At 46.0% G+C, this 19,640-nt stretch carries 15 protein-coding genes and 1 pseudogene; 9 read left to right on the top strand and 7 right to left on the bottom strand.

Translation table 11 applies throughout. From position 1 onward, the window contains the following. Positions 1-626: 626 nt before the first annotated feature. Positions 627-799 (top strand): annotated as a pseudogene (locus tag GA520_RS12745) (recombinase family protein); the annotation flags it as partial. A gap of 25 nt (positions 800-824) precedes the next feature. On the opposite strand, the gene GA520_RS12740 reads toward GA520_RS12745, so the two are convergent. From GA520_RS12740 to GA520_RS12730, 3 genes are all read right to left on the bottom strand, one after another. After that, positions 825-1,073: a DUF3820 family protein gene (locus GA520_RS12740; protein ID WP_163340541.1), complete on the bottom strand. Its 249-nt coding sequence runs from the start codon at positions 1,071-1,073 to the stop codon at positions 825-827. Continuing rightward, entirely contained in the window at positions 1,070-1,963 is an 894-nt protein-coding gene (locus GA520_RS12735; protein ID WP_163340540.1) for a DMT family transporter, read from the bottom strand. Before GA520_RS12735 ends, GA520_RS12740 begins: the two co-directional genes overlap by 4 nt. An 89-nt stretch (positions 1,964-2,052) precedes the next feature. Continuing rightward, positions 2,053-4,110 carry a methyl-accepting chemotaxis protein gene (locus GA520_RS12730; protein WP_163340539.1) on the bottom strand — a complete coding sequence of 686 codons (2,058 nt, stop codon included), beginning with the start codon at positions 4,108-4,110 and terminating at the stop codon, positions 2,053-2,055. Positions 4,111-4,445: 335 nt separating this feature from the next. Here GA520_RS12730 and GA520_RS12725 point away from each other — a divergent pair, with 335 nt between their 5' ends. After that, a complete protein-coding gene (locus tag GA520_RS12725; protein ID WP_304511330.1) occupies positions 4,446-5,591 on the top strand; it encodes a potassium channel family protein in 1,146 nt (381 codons plus the stop codon). Beyond that, on the top strand, positions 5,581-6,015 hold the full coding sequence (locus tag GA520_RS12720) for a DUF2007 domain-containing protein (protein ID WP_163340537.1): 435 nt from the start codon (positions 5,581-5,583) through the stop codon (positions 6,013-6,015). The genes GA520_RS12725 and GA520_RS12720 overlap by 11 nt, the downstream gene beginning before the upstream one ends. 46 nt (positions 6,016-6,061) lie before the next feature. On the opposite strand, the gene GA520_RS12715 is transcribed toward GA520_RS12720, so the two are convergent. From GA520_RS12715 to GA520_RS12700, 4 genes are all read right to left on the bottom strand, one after another. Further along, positions 6,062-6,895, bottom strand: coding sequence for an META domain-containing protein (locus GA520_RS12715; RefSeq protein WP_163340536.1), 834 nt, complete (start codon positions 6,893-6,895; stop codon positions 6,062-6,064). A gap of 112 nt (positions 6,896-7,007) precedes the next feature. Continuing rightward, the gene (locus GA520_RS12710) at positions 7,008-7,943 is read right to left on the bottom strand and encodes a DMT family transporter (protein ID WP_163340535.1); all 936 of its coding nucleotides are present in this window, start codon (positions 7,941-7,943) and stop codon (positions 7,008-7,010) included. A 119-nt stretch (positions 7,944-8,062) separates the two neighbouring features. After that, entirely contained in the window at positions 8,063-8,632 is a 570-nt protein-coding gene (locus GA520_RS12705; RefSeq protein ID WP_163340534.1) for an RNA methyltransferase, read from the bottom strand. A gap of 64 nt (positions 8,633-8,696) precedes the next feature. Continuing rightward, positions 8,697-9,572, bottom strand: a complete 876-nt coding sequence (locus GA520_RS12700) for a radical SAM protein (RefSeq protein WP_163340533.1) — start codon at positions 9,570-9,572, stop codon at positions 8,697-8,699. Between the two features lie 347 nt (positions 9,573-9,919). Between GA520_RS12700 and sthA the strand changes: the two genes are divergently transcribed. The 6 genes from sthA to GA520_RS12670 all read left to right on the top strand — a co-directional run bounded on the left by sthA (position 9,920) and on the right by GA520_RS12670 (position 19,635). Further along, positions 9,920-11,332, top strand: a complete 1,413-nt coding sequence (gene sthA / locus GA520_RS12695; protein ID WP_163340532.1) for a Si-specific NAD(P)(+) transhydrogenase — start codon at positions 9,920-9,922, stop codon at positions 11,330-11,332. Between the two features lie 744 nt (positions 11,333-12,076). After that, positions 12,077-13,132 (top strand): cytochrome c3 family protein, encoded by a 1,056-nt coding sequence (locus GA520_RS12690; protein ID WP_163340531.1) that lies wholly within the window; start codon positions 12,077-12,079, stop codon positions 13,130-13,132. Positions 13,133-13,585: 453 nt separating this feature from the next. Continuing rightward, positions 13,586-14,917, top strand: coding sequence for an ABC transporter substrate-binding protein (locus tag GA520_RS12685; protein WP_163340530.1), 1,332 nt, complete (start codon positions 13,586-13,588; stop codon positions 14,915-14,917). A 24-nt stretch (positions 14,918-14,941) separates the two neighbouring features. Next, on the top strand, positions 14,942-17,596 hold the full coding sequence (locus tag GA520_RS12680; RefSeq protein ID WP_163340529.1) for a PAS domain S-box protein: 2,655 nt from the start codon (positions 14,942-14,944) through the stop codon (positions 17,594-17,596). A gap of 457 nt (positions 17,597-18,053) precedes the next feature. Continuing rightward, positions 18,054-18,977, top strand: a complete 924-nt coding sequence (locus GA520_RS12675; RefSeq protein WP_163340528.1) for a DMT family transporter — start codon at positions 18,054-18,056, stop codon at positions 18,975-18,977. Then, positions 18,955-19,635, top strand: a complete 681-nt coding sequence (locus GA520_RS12670) for a LysE family translocator (RefSeq protein ID WP_205749410.1) — start codon at positions 18,955-18,957, stop codon at positions 19,633-19,635. The genes GA520_RS12675 and GA520_RS12670 overlap by 23 nt, the downstream gene beginning before the upstream one ends. Positions 19,636-19,640 lie beyond the last annotated feature (5 nt).

Here is a 19,640-nt window from a genome sequence, read left to right as displayed (position 1 = left end):
TGTAGATTTACCGTAACCAGCAGGAGCTGAAATAAGTGTCAGTTTCTTGCTTCGTCCGTTATCCAGGAATGTTTGTAGGCGCGAGCGCTCAACCCACCTGCTGTCTACCTCTGGCAGATTGATTTTAGTGAGCACTATGTGGCAACAATTACTATTCTTTGTCACAATTTCTCTCAAAAGAATTTTTTCATACAATTATAAATCTTTAATCTACTTTCTCTACTTCTTTTGCATGATAGATGCAACAACTCGAAGGTCAATTCGGCCAACTTGACTTAACTATTCTAGAGGTGACAGGAAACCACCTCAAAAAATTTGAATAGGCTTCTAATTGTAATGTTATCAATTTGAGTAAATCTGCGAGCTGACCTTCTTGCATCTTCTCATCGAACAGATCCTACAATCCAGTTCCGAGGATGTTAGGTGTCTGACAAGATAGCACGGTATGATTGGTGAAAATTGTAATAATAAGATAGTTATACGATAAATCAAATTGTCAAGAGTATACCCTTTGCTGGCGTCAGGGTAATTTAACAATACACGTCAGTATAGAACCGTTTTCATATTTTTTACACATGCTACCTGGAGTCATAGACTCCAACCTGACATCTTAACCAAGAGGTAACATGGTGGGGCATAGAATAGGTTATATCCGAGTAGTACCCTTGATCAGAATCCGGAACGATAACTTAAACATGTTCACGTTGATAAGGTCTTCACCGACAAAGCATCAGGTAAAAATGTTCAATGCCCCCAACTAGATCTGCTTCTTTCTTTTGTCCATGAAGGCGATACAGTGGATCAGGGAGGATGAATGAAGAATTTTACCTATCACGAAAAGGTTCGAAAAGATATTCGAGACCGTTTACCTTTATTTCGTAAACTGTTCGCAGCATGTCGCCTAACTTCCCTTTCGGGAAACCTTTCCCGGCGAACCAGACGACATAAGGTTCGGGTAGGTCTATAAGCAACCTGTCTTTGTATTTTCCAAATGGCATGCGGGTGCGGGAAAGTTCGAGAAGGGCTTGTGCAGAACCCGGGCGGGGAGGTTCATTACTGGAATTCCTACTCATTTTTTTTCACTCTGCGGTACTGGTCTGTTCGTGAGGTAGACACCGGACAACAGGATAATACCTCCTGTAAGGACCGTCACCTTGATTGATTCACCCAGGAGAAGCCATGACAGCAGAATGGAAAAAAGAGGCACGAGGTTGATAAAAACAGATGAGCGTGAAGCCCCAATTTTCCTGATAGCCATATAGTAGAGGGAAAAACCTATGGCTGTCCCGAATATTCCCAAAAACAGAACAGAGCTCCACTCGGTTTTGGAGAAGGTGAAAATTTCACCGAGGGCACGTTGGGAGAGGGCAAGGGGAAAGAGCAGGATTGTGCCAATTAATGAGGAGTAAAATACGGAGGTGAGTGGTGGTAATGTCGCAAGTACCGAGCGCCCGATAAGTGAATAAGCGGTCCAGCTTAAAACACAGCCGAGGATAGCCGCTTCTCCTTTTCCGAAGCCCCCCTTGAACAACAGGGACGGATGGCCGTTGGTAATCACAAAGAGGGCACCGACCAGGGAGATGATGATTCCCAGAAACTGGAGCGGACGTAGCTTCTCTTGAAGAAACAGAACTGCGGCGATGGTGATCATCAGAGGGTTAAGCGCTATAATCAGGGATGCGCGCCCCGCCTCAATATGTTGTAAACCGAGAAAGAAGAAAATGTTGTAACTGAACACCCCGGTCAATCCAAGCAGGAGCAGTTTGAGCCGGACCTGCCGGGGAGGCATCATAATTTTCCCGTCTATAAACCGAGTAAGAACTGCCAGGACGAGGGTGGCGACAGCAAAGCGCAGAAATGCCGAGTTCGATGGAGTTACGGATGCGCCGAGGATCCTGCCGGCAATAAAGGTGCCGCCCCAGAAGAGTGTGGTAAATACCAGTGAGATATAAGTGGCAAACACGATAGGTCGATATCCTGTATCCTGCAATGAAATCAGCCGGAAACGATCAGTGATCGGTCCCGGCTGCAGAACTGATAATCATCACGATATCAGATTTTGAAACGTGATACAAGCCCTGTCAGGGTGTCAGAGAGACCGGAAAGGTCGTCTGCAGATTTTTGCAGATACTCACTTTTGGCTTTCACCTCAACCGCCTTCTCTTTTACCTGGTCGACGCCATCAGAGACCATGGTGGTCATCTGGTTGCTTTCGGCAACATTCTGGTTGATTTCGGTAATTCCCTGCGAGGCCTGGCCAACGTTCTTGACTATTTCATTCGTGGTGATGGACTGTTCCTCAACTGCTGTAACAATGCTGTTGACCACGTCATTAACGTCCTGAATGACTGTTGTGATAGACTCGATATCAACAACAGTAGTACTGGTCTGGTTCTGGATTTCATGAATGGCCTGCTTGATCTGGCCGGTAGCGTTTGCCGTTTCCCTGGCCAGCTCTTTTATCTCGTTGGCAACAACGGCAAACCCTTTGCCCGCCTCGCCTGCCCGTGCAGCCTCGATTGTCGCATTAAGTGCCAGCAGGTTGGTCTGCTCGGAAATTTCGGTAATGGTTTCTGTAACAGTACCGATCGATTTTGCCGCATCCCCCAATCCCTGGACACCTTCATGGGAAACCTTAGCCATGGCAACGGCCTCCTCTGTGGTTATTCTGGCGCGGGAGCTGTTGTCGGCAATCTCCTTGATGGTGTTACCCATCTCTTCCGAGGCAGCGGCAATCATGTCGAGATTGGTGGTTGACTGTTCCATGGCTGCAGAGACAGAGTTCATATTGTCTGACACATCGCTGGCGTGACCGGAGGCTTCATCTGCAATTTTTGCCGTAGAGTCTGCGTTACCAACCATCTGGTCGGATATATCGGCAAGTTCGCTTGAGGCCTGTGAGAGTGACTGGGAAGAACGCACGATATCCTGGAGCATCTCTTTTGATTTTCCTACCATTAATTCAAGAGATTCTGCCAATTTACCAATAGCATCGTCACTCTTGGACTCAAATTGAATGGTGTAGTCGCCTTCACCGACTTTGGCACTTTTTTCAGCTAGTTCCTGTAGTGGCCTGTTAATGGTCCGAACCAGTAAAATGGTTACGATAATACCACCGGTAATGACCATCAGGCCGACAAGAAGGTTGTTTTTCATCATGGTGATGTCGAGCCCTTTTATTATGTCTTCGTGTGACATGCTGAGCCCAAGGTAAGTTCCCCATTTGTCGATAAACGTAACGTATGTGGTCCTGGTAGTACCTTCAAAGTCATACTCGATAAATCCCTTCTGGTGACCCTGGAGTTGCGGGATCATTTTGAATAGATTGTCACCTGTCTGTATGGTCGGGTGGGTAAGGATGTCCCCTTTATTGTTGTAGGTAAAGAAGTAACCGTTGTTTAACTTTGTTTCGTTTAAGAAGTTTGCAATCTCATCAGAAATCATGAGCTGCCCGCAATAGACAGCACCGACAACCTTACCGCCACTGCCTATAAGAGGAGCGTATTCGGTAATGTACCAATCGTTGACTACATAAGCTTTGCCCTTGAACACCTCACCGGACATTATAGTTTTGTAAACGGGACTGTCTGAAGGAATGTAGGTCCCTATAGCCCTTTCCCCATCTTGTTTCATGACGGTTGTCGAGATGCGTAACAGTTTATTATCCACAAGTTGAAAAATGGTAGCGGAGCTGCCGGTATGTTTTAATACCGAGTCAACAATGTCGTTTTTACCAGTAATATAACTTCCTCCCGCCATCATTTTAGGAAGTTCGACTTTTTCACTTTGTTTGGTAATCTGGTGAGTAATGGTAGTTTCGATAGCGTTGTAATTATCCAGAATTATGCTGCCACGTGATTTTAGTTCTTTTTCAAACATCCCGATGTCACTGTCAAGCTTCTTGCGTATGGTTTCATCATAGGTAAGCAGGGAGTTCATGACCGCTTTATGCATATGCTCCATGGCGTCCTTGCCCAGAGTCAGAAGGCCATTATCGGCCATCCTGATTGCGTTACCCGATGTGATTAAGATTGATATGACGCATATCAGGCAGACAGAGACAAATAGTTTTGTGGTAAAACGGAATGTTCGGAATTTCTTTTTTGCCATGGTGGTGGACCTTTTAGTGGGTTGAAAATGGAGTGACGCTCACTGGTATGAGTGTGCTAATATCATGTATTTGTTGATTATACAGATGAATAGCGAAAAGGGAGACTAAATTTTTGGTAAAGTTCTATCCGTAGCAGGAGATACAAAAGTCGTGGCGAGGATAGGTTTTTAATTGGCTGGAATCAATTAGAATGCATTGAAGGTGACAACGGCTTCACATGATACTCTGTGGAGTAAATGTACCGCCATCCTTGTTACTTGCCCAATCATTAAAAAAGAACGGGACGTTTTGACAGCTTTTCTGTAAAGTTTCCAAATGATTAATTAACGGATTTGTGAAGAAGGCAAAAAAATCCCGGACCGATAATTTAAGAATGTATCAACTCCTTCTCTCAAAAATTAGACATCTCTATCGCAAGTATGACTGGTTTACTCTCATTGTCGTCTTGCTGAGCCTGCACATACTCTCGGCAGTGCTTCTGCTTTATTTCGATTACGAGACATTTGCCCAGGAGACGCTGGCAAGAACTTTGTGGAAGGGTACATGGTGGTTCTTTGTTACGGCTACAACGGTGGGGTATGGTGATATAGTACCTACAACTGTGCCTGGACAGGTTGTGGCAATTTTCGATATGATATTCGGAATTGGTTTGATGGCCACTATTATCGGGGCCGGGACTGACAGGTTTCTTGAACGGAGGAAGTTACGGGTGAGAGGATTGAAACAACTTCAACTCAGCAATCATATAGTTGTGTTGGGTGGTGGCGCCAAGAAGAAAGTCGACAAGCTGATCGGTGAGATTCGTAATGACCATCTTTATTGCAAGACAGATATCGTTATCTGTTCAGACGCCTATGAAGAAAACCCGTTCAGCGATGATATTGAATTTGTTCGGGGGCCTATTGGCTCAGATGATGTATTGGAAAGGGCTTGTGTGAAGGATGCAGGTTTTGTCATTATCTACGGCTATACCGACGATGAAACGATTCTCACAACCCTGACAGTTGATGAGATGAACAGGCCGGCATTTACCTCTGTTTATATCAGGGACCGCAGTAACATCCGACATATCGACAGGATCAACAAGGCCCGGGTTGCCCATCGTTTTATTGATGGGAGGCACTATCCGCGTATCCGGGTTATCACGCGCCTCAATGACCTGATGCTGGCCCGGGAGATAGCCAATCCCGATCTCTCTGCAGCACTGTTGCTCCTTATGGATACCACATCCGGGTCAACTTTTTATTCGATCCAGGCCTGGCCTGGCCTGGATAAACAGATCCCGATTCCGCGGGTGCGTCAGATGTTGAGAGTAAATGATGCCCATGCGCTGCTTGTAGGCTTAAAGAGGGACGAGGATGGTTCGATTATTATGAACCCGGAAGAGGCCCTGAATGTTTATCCAAACGATCTTCTCTTTGTGATAGCTCAGCACAGGCCCGATGTAGACTGGGTGTCGATGATACAGGATGTACAATAGTGTTGATATGCCACAATTTACCACAATAGCGAGCTATAGAGATATCCCTATTGCTGAGCTTGCAAGGGCAAAACTGGAATCCGAAGGTATTCCTTGTCATTTGCTCAATAAACACCATATCGGAGTGAACTGGCTTTACTCCCAGGCGTTGGGAGGTGTCCAGTTGCAAGTGCTCTCTGAGGATGCACAACAGGCTCGCCAGATTCTTGATGCCGACGAATCAGCCAGCCTTGAGTCGGAGGACCTTGATTTTCCCGAGCTGGATGATACGGACTATTGTGAGCGCTGTGGTTCTGCCAACCTTGAACTTGTTGATTACAAGAGATTGTCCGGGGCATTGATATTGTTGACCCAGTTCTGGCTACTGTTCTGGGGCAGGAAGTATAAGTGTAAAGAATGCGGTCATAAAATGAAGAAGGGATAATAAGATTCTGCTGCTGCCCAGAAGGAAATGTTCGTGAACAAGTTTACTACTGCAGATATCGTGCGGTAAACCGTATGACAGGCTCCCCGCTGCTATTATAAATCAGCAACTCATCGGCTGTTATCTTGAAATAATCAGCAGTGGAGAGTGTCTGGAGAAAAGAAAATTCCTGTTCCATTCCCTCCATACAGGCCATTTGTGTTGAGATTATCTGGCCAAAATGCAGACTTTTGTCCTCCAGCTTAAAGGAGCCTGAAAAATTGTTACACCCCGAGAACCCCCGTACCCTGTTATTTTCAGATTCAAGTACCATGTAGAGTTCTTTTCCATCGGCGCCCAATTCCATAGTTTTTCCCAGCAGCATGTCCAGTTTCCAATAGGTATTGGTGAGGGTTGAATCTGGTTTTGCTGGTGTTTTTGAACCGGCACTCTTCTGTAACATAATTGTTATGTGATCATTACCCTGCGGTTTGAAAGGGTCGATTCTTTCGGTGGAAGAAAAAAGAAGTTGTTCGCCATTATATATTTGTGCCCTGAGGTTATAACTCTTTTTCTCCTTGATAGCTGCAGGGTCGTAATTGATCGCGACCTGATATGGTGGTCCACCGGTCGCCTCAACTGCAACCTTGCTGAGCATCTCTGATGTTGTATCCATGCGGGAAACATCTTCGAGGGTGACGGAGACGATGGAGCCGGGAGGGAGCATCATACGTTCTCGATAGAATACGGATGTCTTGAGCGTTTTCATGTCCGGATTGGTCTGGGAGGTGCCGGACCCGCTGCCTGCGCATGCCGATAATGTCGTCAAAACAGCAATCAGTATAGTGTACAACAGGCCTGTAAAGGGAGGGAATGTTGGTCCATTATATAAAACGTTCACGAGGATATCTCTATGTTAAATTGGGGGGGAGAGTGAGCAGCATGCGTTTGAATCAAGGGTAGTATACCCTGATTTTATGTATCCGTCGGAAAATGGCCAGTGGTTTTTGGGGTTAGGGGTGGATTTTTGAAATTTTCCTGAATGGTTTCCGGTTGATGACCAGGAGCCCCATGGTTACCAAAATGATCGATCCAAGCAGCGATGAAGTAACAGGGTCCCCCAGCAGCATGATGCCCAAAAAGACACCTGAGACAGGCATAATGAAAATAAAGGAATGCAAGGTGGTGGCTCCATATTTGCTGATAAGGCCGTTCCAGATAATGAAGCCGAACGTGGCTGTGACCACAGTCTGGTAGAGCATGGCAAGGATGACCCTGGGAGACAGCGAGATAATCATTGGTTCATCGAACAATAGGGCACAGACCATATAGATCGGTGTTCCTATCAGCATTGGGTAGAGTGTTATCTGCAGCGGATTGTAATCGGCTATGATTCTTTTGACGAAGGTGGCATTACACCCCCAGAATATGACACCGCAGACAATGAGCAGATCTCCATGCAGTGAGTGATGGGTGGAGACCTTTAAACTGTCACTGAACAGCAGGACCACACCTGTAAAGCCGAGCAGAAGACCTACCACTTTGCGTGTATTGATCCGGTCGTTCGGAAGGAGGAAGTGAGCCAGGATCATGATGACAAATGGTAGAAGGTTGGCGATTAATACACCGTGTGAGGCGGATGTCCGGCTTTGTCCTGAATAGAAAAAGGATATCTGAAAAAAGAATATCAGGGTCAGGAAGAGAAGTTGGCTAAACTGTTTACGGTTAATACGTATATTTTTATGGGTCAGGCGGGAAAAGGTATAAAGCAGCAGGGCCGCGCCGCCAAAGCGAAGTGCCGCCGTGGTATAAATGCCTATACCGGTAAGGGAGATCTTCACGGCTACCGCATTAGCACCGAACAACATACAGAGAAAGGTTGTAAGGAGAATCGTTTTAAGGGGAAGTGCCCCGTTTGCATTACCTGAATCGATAATAGTCTTTTCCATGCGATGTGGGGTTGAGGAAACGGCTATTTGCCGCTATCCGGTAAGTGAAAATCAGAAAATAATGAAAATGTTAAGACATCATCATCGCTTTACGCGAATTCAGACGGGATGTAAAGAAGTTATGTGTGGGGGGCGAGAAGGATTTCCATCTGCCGAACGTACTCATACATCACGATGGAGGCTGCAACAGATACATTGAGGCTTTCAACCTTGCCGGACTGCGGGATGCGTATAGGACTTACTCCTTCGTACTTGTCAGCATCAAAGCTGATACCGAACTCTTCGTGGCCGAACACAAAGGCACTGTTAGCCGGAAAGGAGATCTCATTGAGGGATTGTTTGGCATCCGGCTCAAGGATAAAAAATGAATACCCCTCGGGGTGCAATTGCCTGTAGCACTCATCAAACGAGTTGTTGAATACTGCAGGCACCCATTTGAAAGAACCTTTTGCAGATTTTACTTCAAAGAAGTTGGTGCCAATCAGGTGAACAGATCTGGCGCCGAAGGCATCTCCACTGCGAAATATCTTACCGATATTAAAGGAGGGTTTGAGGTTGTCCAGGACAACAACAAACTGATAGGCACCGGGTTGGGCATAAACGAGGTTATGCCTGCGGTGTCGCTCGTATCGCTTTTCTGCATACTTCTGTGCCTGCCGCCTTTTTGTACGGGTTGCCCTGGATACCATTTTTGTACCTGATAGGTGCCCGGGCTCGCCGTCTTATATCTGGCTAGGAGACAGTTGCTGCCGCTTAGAGTGATGCCCGGTCAAAAGTTCGCTGAAGGGATTTTTCACCTAAATAATCAATACCCATATCGATGGTTTCAAGCATTCGGTTGCTGTCCCTTGTCACCAATCCCGAAACCGGGATGGTATTGGTGATATGGGTGCCGTAAAAAGGAACATTTTGCAAGTTGATATTGCGAATCAGTTCTTTTTCCTCTTCAAGCACTTCCAATTCGGAGGCCTGATTAAAAAGTCCTTTCTCTACATCGTCGTGCAGTTGTGTTCCCTCAAAAACACCAAGGGTTGAGGCCCATATCATCTTTGGAGAGGTGCTGTTGATAAGCTCAGCGGTCATCCGGGCGTTATTGACACCTTTGTCTTTCCCCCCGATACCGAGCATGATAAGGGAAATATGATCTATTCCTGCACTATTGAGTCTGTTAAGTTGTTCCCTGGCCTGGATAACGGTAATACCCTTATTGACGTTTTTGATAATATCTTCGGAACCGGACTCGATCCCGATATAAAAATCGTTAAAACCAGCGGCTTCAAGTAAAGAGAGATCTTCATCGCTTTTTTCTGCCAGAGATCGAACCGAACCGTAGGTCGAGAGTGTTTTACATTCCGGGAAGTAATGGTGCGTCAATGCCCATATCTCAAGAAGTCGATCCGTTGGCAAAGACAAGGGGTCCCCGTCAACCAGGAATATCCTTTCAGCCTTAGAATACATACTCCTGGAATACTGTAATTCCTGGGCAATTCTTTCCATTTCAACTGCGCAGTACGGAAGTTCCTTATACATATTGCAATAGGAACATTTATTGTGCTTGCAACCGACTGTTACCTGCAGCAGCATGGTGTCAGTTTCAACCGGTGGGGTGTAAGTTGTGCCGTGATACATTGTTGTTCTCCCTTGTCAGGCGCCTAACCTAATAGAGCGATATTGCATGCGAATTTGTCGGTGGGCTTGGGAAGTATTTGTAGCAGTTTTTTGTAGAAAAACCAACTTATCTTACAAAGAATTGTCCACTGAAGGACTGAATTCCCCCATTCCTGACAGGGAGATGGATAGATATAGGGACTCGTGAAATGGAGCAGGTGCCGGGTATTCATATGAAAATGAGTCGAAAGGGTGTGAACATCAGATTTTTCCTATTAATGTGCATCTGGAGTTGCTGAATCAGTCAGGAAATCTTACTCTTATGAAAGTGCTTTATAGAGATTGAGAAAATTCATCTGGAGAGAATTATGACGCCGGAACAGTATGACTTTATAATCATTGGAACCGGCCCTGCCGGCTTATCCGCAGCCATGACAGCAGCCAAATGCCGAAACAAGGTGCTGGTGCTTGAGAAAGAGGATTCCCTGGGTGGCGTCTGTGTAAATACCGGAACGTTTCCCAGCAAGACTCTGCGCGAGGCGGTTCTCCATCTCACTGGTCATCTAAAGAAACATGTGTTTGATGAACGGGACTGCATTCCTGGTGGTCAAGACATTTCCATGGACAAACTCAAGTCAAGACTTCAGCGTGTCCGGGTGCAGGAGCACTCCATTATCGATCATCAATTGCGTCGTAATGGGGTGGATCTGGTGCGTGGTACAGTATCTTTCATTGATGGTCATACCGTTCAGGTACAACAGATAAGCAGAAGTGAACCTCTGGTTTTTTCCGGTCGTTTTATCGTAGTTGCAACCGGTTCCCAACCTCGCAATCCACCGGAGATACCGTTTGACGGTAAACGTATTGTCGATTCACGGAGCATCCTCGATATGGAGCAACTGCCAGCCAGCATGATTATTCTGGGTGGTGGAGTTATCGGTTCCGAATATGCCACAATTTTTGCCGCAGTCGGGGTGAAGACCATTTTACTTGATCGGGGGCCGAGACTCCTCAAGTTTCTTGATGGCGAGATAAGTCGTCAGCTCCTGAATAATTTCCCGAATGGTAATGTCGAATATATCAATGATTGCGGCGATTATGAGATCGCAATAGAAGGGGAGAGTGCTATTGTCAAGCTTGATAATGGTACTGTGTATAAAGCAGATACTCTGTTTTTTGCTTTAGGCCGCGAGGCGAATACTGCTGAATTGGCCATTGAAAAAGCCGGGCTCGCCTTAAACGAGTATCACTACATCAAAGTGAACGACCTGTACCAGACCTCTGTACCTCACATCTATGCGGTAGGAGATGTAATTGGCTGGCCTAGTCTCGCTGCAACCTCAATCTCCCAGGGGCGGTTGGCAGCACTCAACGCGCTGCAGAAAAGAGTCGATGGCTTTCCCCGTATCTTCCCTGTTGGCATCTACACAATACCTGAAATATCCTATGTCGGGATGACCGAGGAAGAGGCTCAGGAAAAGGGTTTCAGGTATGTGATCGGGCGCTGCTTTTATGAAGAATTACCGAGAGGACAGATTTCCGGTGAAGCTGATGGTATGCTGAAGATGGTGGTTCATCGTGATACCAGGGAAATTCTCGGGGTGCATATTATCGGTGGCGGGGCAACGGAGATTATTCATATCGCGCTGATGGCACTCTGCCACAATGCCAAGATAGATCTCTTTGTGGAGAATATTTTCAATTATCCCACGTATTCAGAGGCTCTGAAAATAGCCGCTCTTTCCGCCCTTAACCAGATTGAGCATGTTGAATGCCCTTAGTCTCTCTAAGAGAGTTTGTTGTGTTGCTATTTAAAAAAGGTTATCAGAAAACTTTTCATTGCCTTTATTGTCATTAGTATCATGCTGTTGCAGCTTATGTCCTGTGCGCCACGCCACCTATTTTAGAAAAAATACAGGCATATTTTGATATTCCGAGCATTATTTCTATAAATAATGAAGAGCTGGGGAGGAAGGGCATTCTCGGACAGCCTCCTGGTGCTTTTACTCGCTTGCTGGCAGATCAATACTGCTTGATTATGCCGTGTAGTTGGACGGGAACTAACTCATATAGTCGTGTCGCCTGTGTGCTTTGATAAAATAGTGCCGGAAACGGAGTTGCTGGAAGCTCGAGCAACTTATTCAGCTCTATTCAGAATAATACGTTTGGGGTTTCCTAACAAACTTATTCATACTTTCTCTACGGTCCGGAAACGTGACCATTTGGAGGGGGGACACAGGAACAATCTCCAACTTATACCTTGCTTTAGTGGATAAGATTGCCAGTAAATTCCTAATCTTCCTCATGAGTATTGTAATATTTGAATGGAAGCCCTTTTTATGTGAGGATGCGGTTTTATCGCATTTATTCTGTTAAATTATCAATCAGTCTGATACAATTGAGTATGCATTGTTCTGTCGCAACAATTTGCACAACAGTTTTATTCCACCTTACTAATTTATATCGCCAACATACAGTGTCCTTAATGAGCTGTTAAACATAATCCCCACCAAAGGGAGGGCTATATGAAAACGAAACTGATCATTTCTATTCTTTCAAGCTTTTGTATCTTCTCGTTCTCTACGGCATTTGCAAGTGACTATGTGGGCTCAGAGAAATGTTTTGACTGTCATGCAGAACAGTATAATAAATGGCAGGCATCGGGGCATCCATGGAAGCTCCGCAAGGTTGAAAAAGCGAGATATGCAAAGCTGCCTCTGCCACCGGGGTATAGCTGGGACGATATCTCATACGTTATTGGAGGAGCTGTTAAAAAGGCCCGGTTTATAGACAACGATGGATACATCATTACGACAGCCAAGGATGGCTCTGAGGCAAAAACACAGTATAATCTCGAGGATGGGAGCTGGTCGTTTTATCACAAGGGAGAAAAGAAACCCTATAAGTGTGGGCCTTGCCATATGACGGCCTATTCGAAAGAAGGGCATCAAGACAATCTGGAAGGGATGATTGGGACGTGGGCAGAAGATGGTATTACGTGTGAGGAATGCCATGGGCCCGGCATGGATCATCTGCGCAATCCTGTCAAAGAAACAATCAAGAAAGTTGCAGAAGTGGATTTATGCGGTAAGTGCCACCAGCGAGGTGGAACCGGCCCAGAACCACCGGCAAAAGGGGGATTTATCCGTCACCATGAGCAAATTAATGAACTCAAAGCAGGTGCTCACGGAGACCTTTCCTGTGTTGAATGTCATAATCCTCACGAGCGTGCGATTTTAGTCAAAAAGAACTTGTGCACTGATTGCCATGAGGCAGTCGCTGCAAGCTATGCTGAGACCTTACACGGCAGACAGGATACTGAATGTATTGAGTGCCATATGCCAAAGGCCAGCAAGTCGGCAATAAGTGTTGCCAGTTACACTGGTGATGTGCGTACACACATTGTCAAGATCAATACGGCAGCTGATGCCAACATGTTCAAAGAAGTTGAGAAAGATGGCAAAAAAGAAATTTACGCAAAGGGTTTTGTTACGGTGGAATATACCTGCCTAAGCTGTCATGGTAGTAGAGACAAAGCATGGGCATCTAAGTACGCAACTAATTTCCACAAAAGCAAATAGTAGTTTTTCCTGATACTGGTAACATAGAAACAACCGCAAGAGCCTCAGCGTTTTTGCGGTTGTTTCTGTTTGATAATGCGAAAAAAATGATTCCAGGATTATGGTTATGGTAAGTAGTCAGATCAAGTCGCAAAAGGAGTGTTGATGACTCGTGTCAAATTTATTCCTGTGTACCTCATACAAAGCTACAGAATGTTGAGTGTTCCTCAAGATGTAGGTCATATTAGTAGTTTCCCCGTTTCCTGTTTAAAAACTCAGGACCACCACTGTTATATACAATCTCTCCCTGCTGAATGGATTTTCGATTTTTCGTAACATATAGTATATAGAAAGCGGGAAAACGAACTGGTGATGACAACTCCTGCTGCTAATGGTTACGTTCCTCCCCTTACCAGGGATATCTGCAGTTATAGTTGCTTCTACCTGTATGTTCCATTAAAAGTGGGTTGGTGGATGGGGAAAAAAATATTTTATGTTTTGGCAGTGCTGGGAATTTTCATATTGCTCGGTTTCATGGCTGTTTACTTTTCCACAGGCAACAAAGATATCACGCTGGATGCAGAGCATTCTGATACCCGGGAAGCAACCTTATACCATTACTTCTCAGGCTCCTTAAGTGGCGGCATCAACGAGATGCTGGAAAAAATTAATCAGCAGCAGGGGACGACCCAGGTTGTGGCCCATGCCCTTGATCATGAAGCATTCAAATCGATGATCACAGAATCCATGACCCAGGAAATGGCTCCGGACTTGTTCACCTACTGGGCAGGAGCAAAGACTCAGACAATGGTTGACCAGCAGCTGCTCGAACCGATTGACGACCTCTGGGAAGATCTGTCCCTGGACGACCGGTTCCCCACACCTATTATCGAGGCTGCCAGCACATATAATAATCAGAAATACCTGCTGCCGATTACACAGCATATCGTAGTTTTCTTTTACAACAAACAAATTTTCAAAAACGCTGATATAGACCCACCCGTCAACTGGGAACAGTTTATCGAGGCCTGTGACACGCTCAAACAGGAGGGGATCACTCCTATCGCCCTTGGCGCACGAGAGCGCTGGCCGGCACAATTCTGGTTCGACTATCTCCTGTTACGAACTGCAGGACCAAAATATCGTGCAGCCCTGATGCGCGGTGAGAGGTCTTATCTCGATCCTGAAGTGGTCAGTGTATACGCGACCTGGAGTTCGATGATCCAGGCAGGTTATTTCAACACGGATGCTAATGAAAAAGACTGGGCACAAGCAACTGAAAAGGTCTGCAAAGGAGAGGCTGCAGCAACTCTGATGGGAACCTGGGCTATCCAGCTGTTTACTGGGAACAACTGTCGAATGGAGGCTGAACGCGATTTCGATTACTTCGTTTTTCCGACGATTAGCCCCAATGTACCCGGTGTTTCAGTCGGTCCAATAGACGGTATCGTCATGACCAGAGAGACTCGACATCGTGTCATTGCCGCCAAGGTGATGGCCTACGCATCCGAGGAGGCCCCGCAAAAACTCATGAGTACAGGATCGGGAGCGCTCGCCCCGAGCCGTGAGGTTCCGGGAAGCTTCTACTCTACCTTCAAACAGCGCCTTCTTCAAGAAATACAAACTACAGAATATTGGGCATTTAATTATGACCTTGCTACACCTCCGGAAGTTGCTGAAAGAGGGTTGGACAGTTTTAATGAACTGATCGCCTTTCCTGGAGAATATCAGGAAATCCTCAAATACCTGCAGGAAACATTGCATGAGCTTTTTGTCTATAGAAAAACAGAGGAGAGCATTGATTAACTTTTCGAAATACCAGAGAAGTCAATGAGATTTAAAACTAAACTTGCACTTGCTTTTTCGAGCGTACTCGCTCTCACCGTTGTCGTTGCAGTTACCAATTGGTGGGGGCTCGGGGCGGTTATCGACAAACAGCGCAAAATTACTCACCTGACCTCCACAGTTGAGCAGCATTTCCTGGAAATCACTGATATTGAGCAACATTATCGAGCCACCAGGGACTCGGTAGATACTCAGTCAATGAAAGACAGGGTCGAACAACTGCGCCATCTTCTCAAGGTCCTTCCTAAGCCGGGAAACAGAACAGGTAGCGAAACCCATCAAGGTCTATTTACGGAACTTGATCGTTACGAATCAAGTTTTCTTCGTTCCAGTAATTCAGTACTTGCCATGCGGACGATGAAAAGCAGAATGTTGAAGGAATCCGGAAGGTTGCTTGAAAACGCGCAGAATCTCGTGGACAGGACTATGTCAAGCAAAGAGCGAGTACCCGCTTCACATCTCGCCTATCGCGTCAGCCTTATCCTGATAAACGGCAACAGATATCTTCTGGAGCCAACTCCTGCCAGCCTCGTTGGTTTAATGAGTGCGATTGAAAGCCTTTTTCAGTTCACCAGAAGTACCATCCCGCTGATGCCGGAGGATATTCAGAAACTCGAAATCTACAGGATCGAGAAGGCAGCAGCAATCTATCGGGAGACCGTTACCTCTTTCTTAGAGGAAAAACAACGATTGGACGACGCGGAAGTTTCCATGAAGGACGCTCATGATTCCTTCTCCCAAATATTAAGGGCATACCTGGCGGAACAGCATAGAAAAAACGAGGAACATATCAAGGCACTGCAGTCAATTTCAATCCTGATTTCTTTCGCCGCCGTCGGCATCGGCATGGCAGCTGTCCTGTTTCTCTCAGATATGATAACCCGCCCGCTCAATGAACTGAAAAAATCGGCCAGAAATATCGTAGAAGGCAATCTCGATACCTTTGTTACCAAGACAGGTAATGACGATATCGGCGAACTCGGTTTCGTCTTTAACGAAATGACCGCTCGTCTGAAGAAAAGCTTCGCCGAAATTGAGGAGTATCGAGAGCACCTCGAATCCCTGGTCAACAAACGAACGGAAAAGCTTGAGGCTGAGATTCAACAGAGGGTGCGGACAGAGGAGGAACTGAGAAAGAGCAACGAGAGACTGAATAATATTTTTGAACAATCCTCGATGGGTATTGTTATTTTTGACAATAAATTCAACATCGTCGAGTGGAACCCCGGCTGCGAAAAGATCTTCGGCCATACCCGCGATGAAATTGTCGGCAGGCCTGCATCCACCATCGTTCCTGAAGAGCTTCACGATCGTGTGACTCAATTGTTCGACTCTCTGCTGAGTGGCAATCAATCTACCAAAAACCAAAATGAGAATTTCACCCGCGACGGTCGCAGGATTCTCTGCGACTGGTATAATACACCTCTCACGGATTCCGCCAACAATGCCATGGGCATGCTGTCACTTGTGGAAGATGTTACGGAACGGATGCATGCAGAGCAGGAACTGCTAAAGGTGAAAAAACTGGAATCCACCGGAGTGCTTGCCGGAGGGATTGCCCATGACTTCAACAACCTGCTTACAGCAATTCTCGGCAGTATCAATCTTGTCATGCTAGACGACACCCTTTCCGCCCGTTCGAAACAGCTCATAATGAGTGCCGAGAAAGCATCAGAAAGGGCTCAGGCCCTGACTCAGCAACTTCTGACCTTTGCTAAGGGTGGAGCTCCGCTCAGGGAACAGACATCCATTGCAGATGTTATCGTGGATTCGGCAGGTTTTGTACTCAGGGGCAGCTCCACCTCAGTGACCTACGAACTGCCCGATAATCTCTGGTTCGTAGAGGCCGATAAAGGACAGATCAGCCAGGTCATTCAGAATATCGTACTGAATGCCTCACAGGCAATGCCAAATGGAGGCCATATTCGCATTTCCTGTAAAAATCTTTCCAGAGAGCACGCGGTGAATGAGCCACTTCTCAATGGAATTGACTATGTAACGCTGACTATCGCTGATAATGGTGCCGGCATGCCCCAGCAGGTTTTGGAGCGTATATTCGATCCGTATTTTTCGACCAAAGCCGGAGGCAGCGGGCTGGGTTTGGCGATCACGCTGTCGGTAATCCGTAAGCATAACGGACATATAATGGCAGAATCCACCCCGGATGCCGGTACGACATTCACCATCTTCCTCCCGGCATCCCTGGAGCAGGCAGCGCAGGCATCCTTGGAAAAAAGCGAAATCACCACCGGCCAATCGGCAACCATCCTGCTCATGGATGACGAACAGATAATCCTCGATGTAGCAGGGGAGATGATCCGTACACTCGGTCATACAGTTTATTTCTCGAAAAACGGAGATGAATGCCTGCAGGTATACAAACAACTGTTGGATAATGGTACCCCTCCCGACATGGTGATCATTGACCTGACAATACCCGGAGGTAAGGGCGGAGAGGAAACGTTTCGCGAACTGCGGATGATCGATCCCAAAATCAAGGCAATTGTTTCCAGCGGTTATTCGAACAATCCGCTGATGTCCACATACAGGAAATCCGGTTTTTATGGTGCAATATCTAAACCTTATGTCGTGAAAGAGCTCAGCCGGGTCATTCAAACAACTCTGCAGTCAGCAGAATAGTTCTGAAGTTTCATTTTCATTCAAGGCCATAAGCCCAGTACGTGCGGCATCATCTTCTTCAGTATTTTGGCAATGGACATAGCCAACTATTTTCACTGCAAAAATACTTGTCAGGGGAAAGATAATAGTGAAACATAACAGGTGTGACATTAAATGTGCAACGGTTTAGTTTCTGTAATCACAGGTATTTATACCACGTATGGTGCTGTCCAGTGTTTATCAATTCCTGCTTGTTAATCTGTTGACCTGACTATTGGTTTATAGTTTACAGTTCCTTCTTTTAGAGTACCTGGGAGAATTGCAAATTCGCTCAACTTCATTGTTGCCTTCAAGATTTCATCCTCGACATATCAATACATGATTGCGGTAAAATCCTTGATGCGCCTCGAATTTGAGCAAATATTTTGATTTTTCAAGGTCTTTAATCGCTAAAGCATGGAACCGAGAGGAAGTGAAAATGACCTTCATAACACGATTTGTGAATTCAGCATTGCCGGATACAACGAAAGGAATTGCACTGGCTCTTGTGTCCAATGCGCTCTTTGTTGTAGTTGGAGTATGTGTGCGTTATCTCAACGAGACGATTGATGTTTTTCAGATACTTTTTTTCAGGCAGTTGGTTTTTATGACCGTCCTGATACCAGCGATCTGGAAAAATCTTGATGTCCTGATGAAGCCTCGTTTGATCCAACTTCACTCACTTCGTATTATCGCAGCATTTTTTGCACTTCAGTTGGGTTTCGTTACGGTGAGTAATATGCCACTTGCCGAGGCAACCGCTCTAGGTTTTACCACCGTGCTGTTTGTTGCTCTGATATCAGGTGTATTCCTCAAGGAATCGATCGGTAAATCACGTCAGTTCACCTTAATTGCTGGTTTCACAGGAGTCATACTGGTAGTACAACCTTCTTTTGAAAAGATGACGTTTGTTTACATCCTCACAGGATTGGGCGCTGCAATGGCAGCAGCAGTTGCCATATTTTGTGTGAGAAAAATTGCCAGTACTGAATCAACCATTACCCTGCTGGTATACCAGGCCTTGTTTGTAGGGTTGCTTGCTTTTGTTCCCAGTTTACTCAATTGGCAATGGCCTACAGCGGACGAGCTGACACTTCTTATGCTGGTCGGATCTCTATCATCCATAGCACAGTGGTTTGGAGTTACAGCATATAAGTATGGTGCAGCAAACGTGGTCTCAAATGTTGAATACACCAAAATGATTTATTCGCTTCTACTGGGATACCTGTTGTTTTCTGAAATCCCTGATATGATATCCTTAGTGGGAGCTGCGGTTATAATTACAAGTGTACTTCTACCATATTTTCTTGCAAAAATAATTGGGTGGCAGCAAAGGATGGGTGAGATTCAGGCCGGACGGTAATAGTCTTCCTGATAAAATTCCGGTCTTTGAAACGGAGGAATTCCTGGTGGAATTTGAGACAGCTTTATTGTTTTTTCTTACGGTCTTTCCATTAATCTGTACCCCCGGTCCTGATATTCTTTTTACCGCATCACAAGGTGTAACCAGGGGGAGGGGGGCCGCCATACGTGCTGTTATCGGCGTTTTGCTTGGCTATACGGCGCATGCAATCCTTTCTGCTTGCGGTATTGCTGCTCTCGTCTCTGCCTCACCGTTTCTTTTTAGTGTGCTCAAATGGGCAGGGGTGATGTATCTCTTCTTTCTGACTGCCCAAATCCTTTATTCAGCCTGTCAACGAAAAGATCGTCTGGAACTTCCGGATACGGGAAAGATTTCTTTATGGCGCGGCTTTCTCACGAGTTTTCTCAACCCTAAAGGACTGCTTATGTATCTTGCAATCCTGCCACAGTTCATCTCGCCTGAGAGTAACACCGCCACACAAGCTTTAATCTTATCAGCCATATTTATTGCAGGCTGTGGGGTTGTGTACCTGGTTGTTGGTCTATTGGCAGCTCAGGCACGTGGCCTGAATATCTCCGGCCATGGCCGACGAAGACTGGAAACTGTCGCTGGGGTAATGCTCGCCTGGGCAACGATCAAAATGGCAACTCAGGTATAATAACA

The organism is Desulfopila sp. IMCC35008 (genome assembly GCF_010646885.2).
In the GTDB taxonomy this organism is placed as follows: domain Bacteria; phylum Desulfobacterota; class Desulfobulbia; order Desulfobulbales; family Desulfocapsaceae; genus Desulfopila.
This window is presented reverse-complemented; position numbering and strand designations above follow the sequence as displayed.

Coding starts and splice junctions, on each gene's coding strand:
- GA520_RS12710 (WP_163340535.1), bottom strand. CDS start 7,943: ATGGAAAAGACTATTATCGATTCAGGTAATGCAAACGGGGCACTTCCC.
- GA520_RS12685 (WP_163340530.1), top strand. CDS start 13,586: ATGGGGAAAAAAATATTTTATGTTTTGGCAGTGCTGGGAATTTTCATA.
- sthA (WP_163340532.1), top strand. CDS start 9,920: ATGACGCCGGAACAGTATGACTTTATAATCATTGGAACCGGCCCTGCC.
- GA520_RS12705 (WP_163340534.1), bottom strand. CDS start 8,632: ATGGTATCCAGGGCAACCCGTACAAAAAGGCGGCAGGCACAGAAGTAT.
- GA520_RS12730 (WP_163340539.1), bottom strand. CDS start 4,110: ATGGCAAAAAAGAAATTCCGAACATTCCGTTTTACCACAAAACTATTT.
- GA520_RS12680 (WP_163340529.1), top strand. CDS start 14,942: ATGAGATTTAAAACTAAACTTGCACTTGCTTTTTCGAGCGTACTCGCT.
- GA520_RS12740 (WP_163340541.1), bottom strand. CDS start 1,073: ATGAGTAGGAATTCCAGTAATGAACCTCCCCGCCCGGGTTCTGCACAA.
- GA520_RS12675 (WP_163340528.1), top strand. CDS start 18,054: ATGACCTTCATAACACGATTTGTGAATTCAGCATTGCCGGATACAACG.
- GA520_RS12700 (WP_163340533.1), bottom strand. CDS start 9,572: ATGTATCACGGCACAACTTACACCCCACCGGTTGAAACTGACACCATG.
- GA520_RS12720 (WP_163340537.1), top strand. CDS start 5,581: ATGTACAATAGTGTTGATATGCCACAATTTACCACAATAGCGAGCTAT.
- GA520_RS12690 (WP_163340531.1), top strand. CDS start 12,077: ATGAAAACGAAACTGATCATTTCTATTCTTTCAAGCTTTTGTATCTTC.